The organism is Aeromonas sp. QDB11 (assembly GCF_027705265.1).
In the GTDB taxonomy this organism is placed as follows: Bacteria; Pseudomonadota; Gammaproteobacteria; order Enterobacterales; family Aeromonadaceae; genus Aeromonas; species Aeromonas allosaccharophila.
In genome coordinates this window covers 1-14,050 of the sequence record NZ_JAPDBM010000087.1, presented here as the reverse complement: position 1 = coordinate 14,050, position 14,050 = coordinate 1, and the positions used below count along the sequence as shown (strand labels likewise).

Genomic DNA, 14,050 nt, shown 5'->3' with positions numbered 1-14,050 from the left:
TATTTTCAAAGGCTTTTCGAGGTTATCGACGAGGTTGTTTGCGTTGCCGCTTGCCCTGTCGATGTGGCGCATTATAGAGATCCAGCTCACATTGGCAAGGCTTTACCGCAATAAAATTGCAAAAAAGTGCAATTTATTAGTTATTCATATCAACACACAGTCTTTATACAGACTTATCCACAGGAGTGGGTGAAATGCGGGGTTTTGTCTCCGGATAAGTGCCTCACAAGAGGACAGGCACTCATCCATCATCGCCGCACCGTCGCGCCTGACGTGCAGCACCAACGGCCTTTCCTATATAAAGAGGTATATATAGCAGCGCTTATCCCAATCCAGCCTCTTTGACCCAGCACGCCATCAGCTCGGTTGCAGGAAGATCTCGACAGCCCGACACATTCTGGCCAGCCCAGAGCGGAGAGAAGCCGCTGTCACCCGTTTTTTCGGCGGCGGCGCGCAGCTGTGCCAGTGCGCCACTTGCATAGGGGAAGTGAGGGGCAAGATCCCAGAGCGGGCCCAGCTCCCTCATCAGACGGTTGACGATACCCCGAGCCGGGCGGCCGCTGAACAGATTGGTCAGTGCCGTCTGCTGGCCTTGGGGTGAATGGAGGACGGCGCGATGCAGCGCCGAGGTGGTCGCTTCATCGCAGCAGAGAAAGGCGGTGCCCATCTGCACGGCGCTGGCACCCAGCGCCAACGCGTTGGTGATCCCTTTGCCATCGACAATACCGCCTGCGGCAATCACCGGCAGATCGGTCACCGCGAGGATCTGCGTCAGCAGGGTCAAGGTGCTCTGCTGCAAGGCGAGATCATCAGAGAGGAAATGGCCGCGATGACCACCCGCCTCCAATCCCTGGGCGATGATGGCGTCGGCGCCGTGGTGAGCAAGCCATACGGCTTCAGCCACCGTGGTGGCGCTGGCAAAAACCCTGGCCCCCGCCGCTTTCACCTGAGCAAGCAGCGAGGGCGCGGGCAAGCCGAAGTGAAAGCTGACCACCGCCGGTCTGAACTCGGCCACCATGGCAGCATGCTCCTCATTGAAAGGGGCTCGGCTTGGCGCCGTCGTAACGGCTGGGGGCTGCACGCCGAACTCGGCATAGTAGGGGGCAAGGCGCTGCTGCCAGCGGGCCAATGCAACGGGATCCGGCTCCCGTTGCTGATGGCAAAAGAAGTTGATGTTAAATGGCCCAAGGCCACTTTGGGCAAGACGCCCCAGTTCGCTGCGCAGCTCCGCTGGCGTGAGCATGGCGGCAGGCAAGGAGCCCAAGCCACCCGCACGGGTCACGGCCAGCGCCAGATCGCTGCCCTGCACACCGGCCATCGGCGCCTGAATGATGGGATAACGCATTCCCAGTTCGGTAAAGAGGCTCATCCATTCACCCCGTTTGTCGCGTCCGTCGCCAGATGTGCGCGGGCCAGCGCAATGGCGCCGTCGATGGCACTGCGCGCCTGCGGGCTATTCTGCCAGCAAGTCGAGCCCAGCATGCTGGCCACCAGCTGGACGATATGGGTAGTATCGGCCTCGGCTAATCCGGCCAGGGTATGGTAGCCAAGTTGTTCGAGCCGCACGATAACGGTCGGCCCCACTCCTTTCACGCCGAGCAGCAGGGCCCGCTCTGTCGGGCCAAACCGGTTGTTGCCATCCATCTGTCAGACTCCTTTCCGATAACCTTGGTTACACATCAGGCCCGCAAGGGGCCTGATGAAGAGAGTGGAGGCTTAACGCACGCTGCGCAGCAGGAAATCCGGCTGACCGCAGGAGCGGCGCTCGCGCTTTTGCATCTCGGCGGAACAGGTGACCGCATCCGCCCCCTCTTTATTGACGCAGATGTAGATCTCCCGCAGGAAGCGGCCACCATCGGCGCAGGCCACCGTGATGTTGTCGGGTGCCAGCCACTCGTTGACGCTCGCCAGATCGGCCTTGAGCTGGAAGCTGGTTTTGCGCAGCGGCTCTTCCGGCGATTGATAGACCGCCGGGATCTTCACCTTCAGGCGCAAATCGCTCGCCAGCTGATGGAAGGCCTGCTGGCTCAGCCCGGAGCAAGTGCCGTGCTTCTCCCACTCATGGCGATAGAGAAAACGGCTGGGGTAGAGGTCGGCAAACTCGCTCTCCATATCGGGATCGAGCCGTTCGCGGGTGCAGTTGCTGGGGTAACCGCGATCGTACTGGGGCCAGAGACCGTGCAGCACAAAGCCCAGCTTGCGGGAACACTGGTCCCGATCCGCCGGTTTGACGGCACAATGCTCGGGCGACCAGGAGAGCGCCATGGCGTAATAGTCAAACTCCCCCGCCTCCCCTTTGGCCTGCACGGCCGAGGAGAGCAACAAACCACCCGCCAACAGGGCAATCATCTTCTTCATCTATATATGTCCATCTAACGCGACTCGGGATGACAGACATGCTCCCATATTCTGGCGGCGGGAAACAGCCATGCCGAGACGGTGCGCGACAAGGGTCAGACCAGTCAGGGGTTTCACCAGAGGGCGAGCAGGGGTAAGCTGACCGACCGGTAGGCTCCTCGCCCACCACCAGATAATCCTCTTGGCAACCACAGGATGTAACATGATCCGCAAGAATCCCTCCGGCCATCTGCCTGTCATCGACGAATCCGCCTATATCGACAAGACCGCCATCATCTGCGGCAAGGTGATCATCAAAGAGAATGTCTTTGTCGGCCCCTATGCGGTGATCCGCGCCGACGAGGTGGATGCTAACGGCGAGATGGAGCCCATCGTCATCGGCGCCAACTCCAACATCCAGGATGGCGTGGTGATCCACTCCAAATCCGGCGCCGCCGTCACCATCGGCGAGTACACCTCCATCGCCCACCGCTCCATCGTCCACGGGCCGTGCGAAGTGGGGAACCGGGTCTTTATCGGTTTCAACAGCGTGCTGTTCAACTGCCATATCGGCGACGGTGCCGTGGTGCGCCACAACTCGGTGATCGATGGTTGCGATCTGCCGCCGGAGTTCTACGTCCCCTCCACCACCCGCATCAACCAGCAGAGCGATCTGACCCATATTCCGCGGGTTTCGGTCGATGCTGCCGAATTCTCCGAAGACGTAGCTCACACCAATATCGATCTGGTCAAAGGGTACAAGGCGCTCTCCAACGAGTTCTGATCCCTCTTTATTTCCAGAGAACAAAACGGGCGCCGAGGCGCCCGTTTTTCATCTGACTATCTATGAAGGCTAGATGGCCCTGACGCAGGTGGCGGCATGAGCCTCATCCACCAGATCCCACAGCGGGTCGCCAGTGCTCAGATCTAGCAGCGGCAGCTCACCATCGTCATTGGCAGTCGCATCGCTGCTCCAGTAGCGGTTGTAGAGCGGCCACCCCTGCTGCTGAAGCAACTGATCCGTCGCGCCATCCTTGTTGTAGGCGGCAAACAGTGCCTCCAGCTCGGCCCGGGTTGGCAGACGCCAGTCATCATGACCACGTGCCACCAGCTGCTGGCAGTAATCCCGCGCCCGCGCCTGACCCATGGTCACATACTCCAGCGGGAAGGGATTGTAGTCACCATCGCTGTCACTGCTCACACCGTCATAGGAGATGGACAGACGCTCCGCCTCGTCCTTGGTCAACTGGCAGACAAAGACCAGCTTGCCCGCCACCAGCTCGGGTTGACGGCAGCCCCGGGCAAAATCGGGCTGGGCATCGACCACCTGCACCGTTACGGTCAACGTGTGACGAGCCGTGGTCACCACCAGTCGTGCCGTACCGACCGCCACACCGCGTACCTCGCCCTGCGGACTCACGGTGGCGAACTCCGGCTGTTCGCTGCGCCACTCAACAGGCGCACCGAGCAGGCCGAGAGAGCCATCGCTCAGTTGCCACTGCAGTTGCAGAGGGAGTGAGCGCCCCACTTCCAACTGAGGCTGGGTAGGCAGCACCGCCAATCCGGTGATCACCGCCCCCACCGGGGTCGGATCATCCGCCTCACTCACCCCCAGCTCAGCGACCGTGGCCGGGGTGCGACGCGGCTCGGCCGAGGCACTGCGCAAAAACTCGCCGATGGCATCCAGCTCGTCATTGCTGAGGCCAAGGGCATGCAGGTGATCGGAGGCTTTGGGGAAGAAGGGATCGTATTGATCCGCACCGGTCGGGAAGCCGACCCCGCTGCTCCACTTGGTCACGCCAAAGTTGTACATGGCCACCACCCCCTGCACCGAGCCGCCGATACGCTGGGCCAGGATCGGGAAGATGCCGTTGTGCATATAGGGGCCGGTAAAGGCGACGTCCCGCAAGCTGGGGGTCTTGAAGCGACCGATATCTGCCTTGTCACGGGTCTGCAGGAAGCGACCGCGATCTTCCAGCTTGCCACGACCGTAATAGGTGAGCCCCACGCTCTCGAACCCGTGCTGACTCAGCAGCGGGCCGGAGTGGCAATTCATGCAGCGGCCATCGGTGCGGTAGAGGTGCATCCCCCACAGCGCCTTGTCACTGATAGCCTGACTATCCCCTTTGACGAAGCGCTCAAAATCGCTGTCGCGGCTAATGATGGTGCGCTCGAAGGTGGCGATCGCCTTGGCGATCCGCTCCAGCGTGATCCCCTGATCGCCAAAGGCGGTGGCAAAAGCAGCCTGATAGTCGGGGCTGGCCTGCAAGCGAGCCAGCAGCTCGTCATGACTCAGCGCCATTTCGATGGGGTTCTGGATCGGGTGAAGCGACTGCTCCTCCAGCGTGGCGACCCGCCCGTCCCAAAACTGGGTCGAGCTGAAGGCGCTGTTGAGGATGGAGGGGGCGTTGCGATTACCCTTCTGGCCCAGATGACCGACCGATACGCTCAGGCCGTCGCTCCACCCCTTTTGCGGATCGTGGCAACTGGCACAGCTGATGTCCCGCCCCTTGGAAAGCTGCTTGTCGAAGAAGAGCTGTTGACCCAGCACTACCTTGGCCCGGCTATAGGGGTTGTCGGCCGGGAAAGGAACCGCCGGCAGCAGCCCCAGCTCCTGCCATTCCACCCCGTCATCCACCCGGGCGGCAGGCCATTGGGCCGATGAACCGCTGTATTGGGCGCGCAGGGCCGCCATGTCCGGCTTGCTGCTGTCGCGTACCACGGAGGGTCGCACCGGATAGGGTGCCAGCGCATACCAGAGCAGACTGCCCTCTCCCTCATCCAGCCAGATTCGGGTCGCCAGCTGATAGAGACGGGGCTGACCCGCACCATCCTGCAGCCAGAGCTGGGTGGGCAGGGGGACGGCAAAGGTATTGGGGTAACGCCATGCCGACTTGTCACTGCTCAGCAATCGCTCGAACTCGGTGAGGGTCGGCAGGCGCCAGTCGCTGCGGCCACAACCGCTCGGCACCGCCGCCAGTTGTGCTTGGCTGGCAACCGTCAACGCACTGGTGTCACTGCCATAAAGCCAGTACTGGCTGCCCTTGACCCCGCTGACTGTGCGCACATCGTGCAGGCACTGCCAGGGGCCGCGCACCACCAGCTGGCCCTGCTCATCGAGGCGCAGCAGATCCGCCGTCTCCGGCTCGTCCGGCTGGCTGGGATTGGCGGGATAGAGCTGGGTGCGAGCGGACTGGATCTGGACGCTGTTGCTGCGCTGATACCAGCTACGCGCCTGCTTGTCATCGCGCAGGGCCAGCAGCATCTGCCAGCTATCGGCATAGTCGAGCACGGCGCCCGGCTGGCGCTGGGCCAGCAGGAAGGCCGCGTAATCCTCAATGGCTGCCTGTTGCTGCACGCGGATCTCCTCTGCCCTGCCCCACTCGGCCTGACTGAGGGAACCATCTCCGCTCTGATCCGCCAGCAGGAAGAGCGCAGTCTCCTCCTCGTTCAATCCCAGCCGCGGCACGCTGTTGCGGCGCGCCAGAGTGATCCCGGCCGAGAGATCCACCACCCGCACCGATACCGCACGCAGCAGATAGCCCTCGTCGCTACCGAGCAGCTCCAGCGGCTGATCCAGTTGCAGACCTGCTGGCAAGGTGATGCTGACAAGCTGGCCCGGTTCGATGGCCTGTTGCACGCGGATCCCGGTGGCGACCTGTTTCACCTCGAGCTGTGCACCCGCCCCCAGCCGATCCGCCACATTGACCTCTATGGTCAGGGGCACCCGGGTATGAGTCGCTGTCGGTACTATGGGTGGCGTGATGGGCGGTTCAGTCGGCTTGACGACCGGCGGGGTCACCTCGGGTGAGGGGGCCACCGACGTATTGCTGTGATTGTCATTGCATGCGGTCAGGGCCAGCAGGCTGAGCAGTAAAAGGCTGGTTTTCATTCGTTATGGTTAGGTGGTCAGACAAGTGCGCGATTATCCAACCAAATACCAATCATTATCAATTGCATTCAATTAATATGCTTTTTGACAGCAACTCCTTATCAGCCAATGAGAGAGGGCAGCCTCTTTGGCTGCCCTCGCTTGCTTCAAACCCGCTTGTCGAAAGCCCGACAATCTTCAGGAGCACTTCTTCAGGCTGATATGCCAGTTGGCGCCGGATTGCACCTGATGCTTGGCGGCGAAGCTGTCCATGTTTAACGCCACCGACACCTGCAGCAGACTGTTGAGGTAGACCAGCGGCTGGCCTTCCGGCACATCGCCGAAGCTGCTGACGTAGGGTGCCTTGCCGTCATATTTGACCGCATCCCCTTCGCTGATCTTGATGCAGGCGTTATCCCCCTTGTTGATCCCCACTTTGGTCAGCAGCGCATCGTCGATATTGGTCCAGACGTTGCCGTACTGCACATCGAGGATCGGGATGGTGCCTTTGAGGGTACCATCCTTCTCGGCTACCGCAGGCTGATAGGGGATCTTCACGACCTCGGCGGGCAGCAGCGGGCCGACCTGCTCATAGCTGATAGCGCCGGAGGCGAGCCGTGCACCGGTGTAGGCGTACACATCGCGGCCGTGGAAGGTGTAGGACTTCTCGGAGCCCTTGAGGCGATTGCGCTTCTCGTCAATCTGGCGCACTGCCTCGATGCCGAAGTGCTCGGCTACCAGAGTCAACGTGCCATTGTCCGGGGTGACGATGTAGTGGCCGCTCTTGGTCTTGAGCACCACCGAGTGGCGATCGGTGCCCACGCCGGGATCCACCACGCTGACAAACACGGTGCCCTTGGGCCAATACTGCAGGGTCTGGTAGAGGCGGTAGGAGGCTTCCCAGATGTTGTAAGCCGGGATCTCGTGGGTCAGATCATAGAGCGGCAGGGTGCGATCCACCCCGAAGGCGACCCCTTTCATGGCCGACACGGCGCCATCTTTGAGGCCGAAATCGGTCTGGATCACCAGCGCTTCGTTGGCGGCGGCGATGCCGCTGGCCAGCATGAGAGCGAGCGCGATGGCGCGGGGAGCGGTGCGAATATCCATATCTGAACTCCTGAATCATCTGAGGATAACGAAACGGCAACAGCCATTTAGACATCTAGACTGCCATTGATAGATTTTTTTGCAAGGAGTTTGCACCAAAGTGAGGGGCGACTCGCAGAAATTGTGCTCGCCAAACGGCGACAGCGGGGGTATCAAAGGCAGAATGGGAAAACGTTTACAATACAGGAGCCCGGCACCATGACACAACCCGTACCCGAGATGATGACCCTGCTGCTGGAGATTGGTGAACAGAGCAGTCAGGTCTGGCTTAGCCAGCCAGATGGGGCCCCCTCACACTACCCGCTGGCCTTTGGCACCCACGCCATCCAGCCCGGACCGTTTCGCCATGCGCCGCCCACCCCGCTCGAACTGGAGCGGGCCATCATGGTGGTGGAAGATGAGCTGATGCGCATCGCCCCGCAGATCCCGCCCGGCTTGCAGCTGACCCTGCGCAGCCAGCCGTCACTGGCCGAAGTGCTGGGGGACAACCAGCTCGACCGGGATCTGGTGGAGCAGGCGTTCGGCCAGCTCGCCGCCATGGCGGAAGGGGATCCCCTCGCCACCAGCTTGCTGCCGCGTGATGAGTGCTTTGCTGCCGTGCTGCTGATCGCCAGAGAGTGGCTGCACCATCTGGCCAGCGAGAGCGTGCTGATCGTCGAATAGCTGACTACGCCGCCGCTCACCAGCGTATCCCCTCGGGAGCAACTATCCGCTCATTGCCGGCTACCACCCCGCTGTCGGCGATGAACGGCAGCGGCGGACTCTCCCGGACTTGCTTTGACGTATACTCCAGCTAATCTGGCGACCTGCCAGCAATATCACACCCTTTTCACTCTGGAGGCGCCCCTCGCCATGGCTTGGCATAAGGTTAGAATCGAACACCCCAAACTGACGCTGCTGGGGGTAACCCTGCTAATACTGACCGGATTGGGCTGCGTGTTCTATTACACCTATCAGAGCCTGCGCCACGACATGGACCTCATCACCGCCAAGCAGAAGAACGTGTTCGACGTGTTCTACCAGCGGGCCAAGATCCTCGAGGTGGAGAACATCACCAGCTATCTCGCCTACCAGCGGTCGCTGGAGACTCCCGCCCACCTCGTTCGCAACGAGTCGAACACCAACTACCTCTATGGCTACGACCTGAGAAGCAAGCACCGCTTTGCCGATGTGCCGCTGCAATACCCGGCCGCCAATCTCCTCAACACCTTTCGTTATGCCCTCTCCTATCCGGAGGTGATCAACATCTACACCATCTGGAATGACTACCGGCTGATCGGCATGGTGGCCGACAACAAGCTGCTGCCCGCCAGACTGGCGCCGATCAATCTGGATCTGATGACACTGCCCGCCTGGTATCACTACTTCGGTTGCGCCAGCTTTGCACCCGGCCGCCCCTTCTGCAGCTCCGATGAGGCCTTTGTCTCCGATATCGGTATCGACAGCTTCAGCATGCGCAAGACCATAGTGATGAGCTTCCCCTTCATTCATCAGTCGGGGCGCGGCGGCTACAAGTACGGGCTGCTTAGCATCGACATCGCCGTCGATGAGGCGTTTCGGGATGTGCTGCACCCCTTCGATACCGTCAATCCGACCCGTACAGATATCTCGTTTGAGGCTGCCGAGCCCTGCCTCCCCTGGCAGATCTGCCTGAGCAAACCCTTTATGCGCACCAAGGCAGGGGAAGATCTCTATCTGAGGTGGTCCTACTCCTGGCTCGATTTCATCCAGCTGGCCTTTCACGGCCCCGCGTTCAAGATCTATCTCATCATCATTTTGCTGGTGATGGTGGCATGGAAGCAGATCTATCAGCGGCTGCGCACCCTGGCCCATACCGATCACCTGACCCGCTTGCCACGGCGGGACATTCTCACCCAGAGGCTGCTGCACGAGCACGACTACCTGATGATCCTCGATATCGACAACTTCAAGTCGATCAATGATCTGCATGGTCATAGCATTGGCGATGCCGCACTCATCGCCTTTGCCCGCCACCTCAAGGTCAGCATTCGCAAGATCGATACCGCCATCCGCTGGGGCGGCGAGGAGTTTATCGTGCTGTTTCAGGGGATGGAGGATGACGAGATGATGATCCATTCGGCCGAGCGGCTGTTAAACGCCCCCTTGCAGATCCCCGAGTTGCCAGCCCCCATCACCTTCTCCGCCGGGGTGATCCGCATTCGCGACTACCTCACCGTCACCGAGGCGGTGCATCTGGCCGACGAGCTGCTCTACCACGTCAAACAGCATGGCAAACACAACATCGCCTGCTACAAGGGTAAAACGATCCGGCTGATCCGCCCGTTGCCGGACGACGCAGAGGCATAGCCGCCTTCTGCCGATCCCCCTGCTTCTGTTACCATCGCGGCCACGATGATTGTGTCGTTGTGGCCGCTGGCCGCGATAACCCCCTACTGGTGCCTTCTATGTCCATTGCCTCCTTTGCCGAACTGGCCCTCTCCCCCCATCTGCAGCAGACCCTGAGCGAACTCGGCTATGCCGCGCCCACCCCCATTCAGGCTCGCGCCATCCCGGTCATTCTGGCGGGGCGGGATCTGATGGCTGGCGCCCAGACCGGCACCGGCAAGACCGCCGCCTTTGTGCTGCCGCTGCTGGAGCAGTTGCTGGCGCAGCCGCAAGCAGAATCCCCACGCCCGATCCGCGCACTGGTACTGGTGCCGACCCGCGAGCTGGCGGTGCAGGTCGCCGAGAGTGTGGCGCGTTACGGGCAAGGCACCGGCCTCACCAGCACGCTGGTCTATGGCGGGGTGAGTATCGCGGCGCAGGTCGACGCGCTTCAAGCCGGGGTGGATCTGCTGATCGCCACCCCGGGCCGCCTGCTCGACCATCTGCGGCAGGGGGCCTTGAGCCTTGATAGCCTCCGCCATCTGGTGTTTGACGAGGCGGACCGCATGCTCGACATGGGCTTTATGGACGAGATCAAGGCCCTGCTGAAACAGATCCCTGCGGATCGTCAGACCCTGCTCTTTTCGGCCACCTGCGACGACAACCTGTTTGCCTTGAGCCGCGTATTGCTGCGCGACCCCGAACTGATTGAAGTGGCGCCGCGCAACACAACGGCGGCCGAGGTGGAGCAGCGGGTCTATGCGGTGGATGGCGAGCGCAAGCTGGCGTTGGTGGAATACATGATCAAGGTGAAGGACTGGGCGCCCGCACTTATCTTCAGCCGTACCCGCCAAGGGGCCGACAAGCTGGCCCAGCAGCTCGGCAAGGCGGGCATCAATGCGCTCGCCTTCCACGGCGATCTGTCGCAAGGGGCGCGGGAGAAGGTACTGCTTGAGTTTCGCGCCGGCACCCTGCAGGCGCTGGTCGCCACCGATGTGGCGGCCCGCGGCCTCGATATCTTGGATCTCAACTACGTGATTAACCTGGAGTTCCCCTTTGTGGCCGAAGATTACGTCCACCGCATCGGTCGCACCGGCCGCGCCGGCAACAAGGGGCTGGCCATCACATTGTTCAGCCCGGAAGATGCGCCGCTCTTGGAGAAGGTGGAAGCCGTGCTCGACACACGATTGCCCCAGCAGTGGTTCCCGGGCTTTGAGCCAGACCTCACCCGCTTCGAACCCGAGCCGCGCCGCAACGGCAAGGCCGCCCAGAAACAGAGAGCCAGAAAACAGGCCCTAAGCGGTAACAAGAGTGGCAAGGGCAAGCGTTAAGCCACCTCAATCCCACCAACAAAAAACGCCCGAATGGGCGTTTTTTATTATCCAATACAGACCAGCGCCACCCTTGGCGACTGAACACCTAGCGGGTCGCCAGCACCAATGGCAGGGATTTCAGGATCTGCCGCTCCGCCAGGGTGGAGAGAATAAACATCGCCATATAGCCGAGGCCGAGTGCCACGATAATGGCCACCACATTGGTGGTGAAGCGGGCTACCAGATAGTAGGCCGCCACCAGCGCCACTATGCCCGCCAGCCGGATCAGCAGGCTCTGGGTAAAGTGGCCATGGGCCTTGATATAGGCGAGCTGATAGCCGTTGAGCATCATGAAGATAAAGAAGATGGAGAAGTGGAACAGCACGGGCACGGCGCCCACATAGTCGACGGGGAACAGCAGCAACACCAGTAGCTTGCCCGCCAGCAGCATCAGCACAAAGAACACCAGACTGACGATGGCGGAGAGACGGAAGATCCAGCGGCGGATCATCCTGATCTGGCGGTGATCGCCGTTGCGCAGATTGACCGCCAGCTCCGGCAGCACAAAGCGGTAGATGGGGAAGACAAACAGAGTGGTCATATAGGTGAAGATGGGGCGCACCACCACCTGAAAATCCCCCAGCTCGTCGATGCTGAAGTGGCGGATGGTGAGCAGCACGGTGATGTAAATCATCAGGATGCTGGCCCCCGCCTCCAGCGAGGCGGTAAAGCTCTTCTTCACATAGCTCACCATCTCGGGGCCGAGCGCCACTTTGGCCAGCGGCTTGGTGGCGATAGCCCGACGCCGCGAGACATACATATAACCGGCGATGGCGAGCGAGGAGAAGGTCAGCCCGTAGAAGAGCGAAGGGAGCGCAGCCATCCCGAGCCCAAAGTAACAGGCCATAAACAGCAGGCCATTGGCCAGCGGCTCCAGCCAGGTGACCCGGTTGGAGAGCGCATACATCCGGTACATGGCCACCAGATTGGTGAAGTAGACCTTGAGCCCCAGCCCGAAGATCACCCCCACCAGTTGCAGATACTCCACCCGGATATGGAGCCCGTGCTTGATATAGGGGATCACCGTCCCCCAGGTGAGCAGCACGATGCCGATGAGGAAGTAGCGGAAGATATTGATGATGTCCCGATCGTTTTTGGTCTGGGAGTAGCTCACCACCATGGAGGAGCGAAAACCTGTCATCAGGATAAAGGAGAGGGAGATGAGGTCCACCACGCTGTTGAACAGCGCCAGCTCCCCCTTGGCGACCCACTGCGCCAGCCACACCTTGAAGGCGAAGCCGATAACGATGCTGACCAGCGAGGCCCACATCCCGGTGATAAAGGCCTGCTTGAGGCGCGCGAGAGAGGCGTATTGCATAACGAAAATGGATAACTTTCAGGGAAAAGAGAGAAGGCCATCTTATGAAAGCCCACCCGCCTTGAACAGCCTTAATCTCGCCGTGCCAACGCCCGCAATAAGCGGCCGCAGAAAAGCCGCAACAGAAAAACGCCCACTTATTTCCTGAAAGCGGGCGTTTTGTAGTGGGCCGTTATGGCGCAGAGTGCAGCAATGGCAAGGCTTGCAGGCGGTCTGTCATGCGGCGGTTATGACTGCGGCGCCGCCTTGATCAGCGCTTCATAGTGATCAATCAGCTCGGGGCCGTGCAGCGGGGAGTCGTGGCCGCCGATCACCGTCTTGATCGGCAGCTTCATCGCTTTGAGCCGTTCGATGGTCTGCGGATAGGCCTTCACATTGGCAAAGCTCAGGTTGCCCAGCTTCTCCTTGAGGATGCAGTTGCCATAGAGCACCTGCTCGTCGGGGAAGTAGACAAAGATGCCGTCTGGCGTGTGGGCCGGGCCCGCGAAGAAGGCGCGCACCTTGCCCTCTTGCAGCGTGAAGTCACCATCGTGCACCACGTTGGGCAGCACCAGCGGCAGATCCGGATACTCCGGCAGCCCCTTGCGGGTAAAGGCGACAATCTCGGCCCAATCGCTCTTCATCAGATCCCAGGTCTGGCGCGTCGCCACCACCTTGGCCCCGATGGACTTCCAGTAGGCGTTACCGCCCGCCCGATCGGTGTGGTAGTTGGTGTTGATCACCTCCAGCACCGGCTTGCTGCTGACCCGTTTGATCAGCTTGTGCAGCTCGCGGGCGGTATCCGGCGTCCAGGTCGCCCCCACCACAGTCACCCCCTTGGCCCCGAAATAGACCATGGAGTTTTCCTTTACGTAGTAGTTATCTTCAACAACATAAACCGGGCCGCTTACCTGCTTGAGGGAGATCCCCGCCGCCCGCACGCTGCCACCCCAGAAACTCGCCATCAGCACCACGGCCCCGGCCAATGTGCACTTTATCCAACCTTTCATCATCTTGCTCCCTCACTCCAACCGGCCCCTCGCCACCCCTGTGGCAAGCAGGGCCTTTTAAGCAGTGGGCAGAAGATACGGGGGATTTGTGAGGGGAAAATGAGGTTCTGTGAAGAGAAGGTGAAGTCTGGGGAAAGTCCGGGAAAATCGGCGGCCACCTCCTATTCGCGAACGTCCGAATACGCTGCGCTATTCGAACCTACAACACAGATAGCTGCCCCTCACCCTAGCCCTCTCCCGAGGGAGAGGGGATGGCCCGTGCCAATTCCACGCTACTCATATTCACCCGCACCACAGAGCCAACACACAACCAGCGGAGCATATCTGCTCCCTTCTCCCACTCTTGATCACAAACAAGGGGAGAAGGGCCGGGGATGAGGGGGAGGTAACAATAAGCCACATAATGTAGGGACGATTAGCGCAGCGTAATCGTCCGTTTACCGTGAAAATGATGATGGCAAGACTAGCAGGACACCATGGATATCAACGGCATTTCGGTAATCTTATTTCACGCTGGCCCAAGTACGCTTAGTAGCTATTCGCACTGAAGACCCTCTTGTTCTCCTCTCCACAATACCTCATTATGGCTACCGTGCTCATCCGGGTATCAATGTTGGGTCGTTGTTCATGTACATGTACAGGATCTTTAGCTACAACCAATTGAAATAGATAGAAAAAAGGCTTCGTTTGTGATCTGATTTAATCGCAA

Annotated in this window: 11 protein-coding genes; 4 read left to right on the top strand and 7 right to left on the bottom strand. The window is 60.4% G+C overall.

The features are described from left to right. Positions 1 to 322: 322 nt before the first annotated feature. From OKC40_RS20355 to OKC40_RS20345, 3 genes are all read right to left on the bottom strand, one after another. On the bottom strand, positions 323 to 1,369 hold the full coding sequence (locus OKC40_RS20355) for an NAD(P)H-dependent flavin oxidoreductase (RefSeq protein WP_182938160.1): 1,047 nt from the start codon (positions 1,367 to 1,369) through the stop codon (positions 323 to 325). Beyond that, positions 1,366 to 1,644 (bottom strand): helix-hairpin-helix domain-containing protein, encoded by a 279-nt coding sequence (locus OKC40_RS20350; RefSeq protein ID WP_182938161.1) that lies wholly within the window; start codon positions 1,642 to 1,644, stop codon positions 1,366 to 1,368. Before OKC40_RS20350 ends, OKC40_RS20355 begins: the two co-directional genes overlap by 4 nt. 72 nt (positions 1,645 to 1,716) lie before the next feature. Beyond that, positions 1,717 to 2,358, bottom strand: a complete 642-nt coding sequence (locus OKC40_RS20345; protein ID WP_182938162.1) for a ribonuclease T2 family protein — start codon at positions 2,356 to 2,358, stop codon at positions 1,717 to 1,719. Between the two features lie 202 nt (positions 2,359 to 2,560). On the opposite strand from OKC40_RS20345, the gene OKC40_RS20340 reads away from it, so the two are divergent. Next, positions 2,561 to 3,121 (top strand): gamma carbonic anhydrase family protein, encoded by a 561-nt coding sequence (locus tag OKC40_RS20340; RefSeq protein WP_005343397.1) that lies wholly within the window; start codon positions 2,561 to 2,563, stop codon positions 3,119 to 3,121. Positions 3,122 to 3,190: 69 nt separating this feature from the next. On the opposite strand, the gene OKC40_RS20335 is transcribed toward OKC40_RS20340, so the two are convergent. Further along, a complete protein-coding gene (locus tag OKC40_RS20335) occupies positions 3,191 to 6,229 on the bottom strand; it encodes a cytochrome c peroxidase (RefSeq protein WP_182938163.1) in 3,039 nt (1,012 codons plus the stop codon). Between the two features lie 177 nt (positions 6,230 to 6,406). Next, positions 6,407 to 7,315, bottom strand: coding sequence for an SAM hydrolase/SAM-dependent halogenase family protein (locus tag OKC40_RS20330; RefSeq protein WP_139707551.1), 909 nt, complete (start codon positions 7,313 to 7,315; stop codon positions 6,407 to 6,409). A gap of 198 nt (positions 7,316 to 7,513) precedes the next feature. Here OKC40_RS20330 and OKC40_RS20325 point away from each other — a divergent pair, with 198 nt between their 5' ends. From OKC40_RS20325 to OKC40_RS20315, 3 genes are all read left to right on the top strand, one after another. After that, positions 7,514 to 7,978: a hypothetical protein gene (locus OKC40_RS20325; RefSeq protein WP_182938164.1), complete on the top strand. Its 465-nt coding sequence runs from the start codon at positions 7,514 to 7,516 to the stop codon at positions 7,976 to 7,978. 189 nt (positions 7,979 to 8,167) lie between these two features. Next, entirely contained in the window at positions 8,168 to 9,643 is a 1,476-nt protein-coding gene (locus OKC40_RS20320; protein ID WP_182938165.1) for a GGDEF domain-containing protein, read from the top strand. A 98-nt stretch (positions 9,644 to 9,741) separates the two neighbouring features. Beyond that, entirely contained in the window at positions 9,742 to 10,992 is a 1,251-nt protein-coding gene (locus OKC40_RS20315) for a DEAD/DEAH box helicase (RefSeq protein ID WP_182938166.1), read from the top strand. An 88-nt stretch (positions 10,993 to 11,080) separates the two neighbouring features. Here OKC40_RS20315 and OKC40_RS20310 read toward each other — a convergent pair whose 3' ends face one another. Both OKC40_RS20310 and cphA read right to left on the bottom strand, forming a co-directional pair. Then, a complete protein-coding gene (locus OKC40_RS20310) occupies positions 11,081 to 12,352 on the bottom strand; it encodes a hypothetical protein (protein ID WP_182938167.1) in 1,272 nt (423 codons plus the stop codon). A gap of 227 nt (positions 12,353 to 12,579) precedes the next feature. Then, on the bottom strand, positions 12,580 to 13,344 hold the full coding sequence (gene cphA, locus OKC40_RS20305) for a CphA family subclass B2 metallo-beta-lactamase (RefSeq protein ID WP_182938168.1): 765 nt from the start codon (positions 13,342 to 13,344) through the stop codon (positions 12,580 to 12,582). Positions 13,345 to 14,050 lie beyond the last annotated feature (706 nt).

What these genes read in the sequence shown, in the direction of transcription:
- OKC40_RS20350 (WP_182938161.1), bottom strand. Translation starts at nt 1,644, where the DNA reads ATGGATGGCAACAACCGGTTTGGCCCGACAGAGCGGGCCCTGCTGCTC.
- OKC40_RS20330 (WP_139707551.1), bottom strand. Translation starts at nt 7,315, where the DNA reads ATGGATATTCGCACCGCTCCCCGCGCCATCGCGCTCGCTCTCATGCTG.
- OKC40_RS20340 (WP_005343397.1), top strand. Translation starts at nt 2,561, where the DNA reads ATGATCCGCAAGAATCCCTCCGGCCATCTGCCTGTCATCGACGAATCC.
- OKC40_RS20355 (WP_182938160.1), bottom strand. Translation starts at nt 1,369, where the DNA reads ATGAGCCTCTTTACCGAACTGGGAATGCGTTATCCCATCATTCAGGCG.
- OKC40_RS20310 (WP_182938167.1), bottom strand. Translation starts at nt 12,352, where the DNA reads ATGCAATACGCCTCTCTCGCGCGCCTCAAGCAGGCCTTTATCACCGGG.
- OKC40_RS20345 (WP_182938162.1), bottom strand. Translation starts at nt 2,358, where the DNA reads ATGAAGAAGATGATTGCCCTGTTGGCGGGTGGTTTGTTGCTCTCCTCG.
- cphA (WP_182938168.1), bottom strand. Translation starts at nt 13,344, where the DNA reads ATGATGAAAGGTTGGATAAAGTGCACATTGGCCGGGGCCGTGGTGCTG.
- OKC40_RS20335 (WP_182938163.1), bottom strand. Translation starts at nt 6,229, where the DNA reads ATGAAAACCAGCCTTTTACTGCTCAGCCTGCTGGCCCTGACCGCATGC.
- OKC40_RS20315 (WP_182938166.1), top strand. Translation starts at nt 9,742, where the DNA reads ATGTCCATTGCCTCCTTTGCCGAACTGGCCCTCTCCCCCCATCTGCAG.
- OKC40_RS20320 (WP_182938165.1), top strand. Translation starts at nt 8,168, where the DNA reads ATGGCTTGGCATAAGGTTAGAATCGAACACCCCAAACTGACGCTGCTG.
- OKC40_RS20325 (WP_182938164.1), top strand. Translation starts at nt 7,514, where the DNA reads ATGACACAACCCGTACCCGAGATGATGACCCTGCTGCTGGAGATTGGT.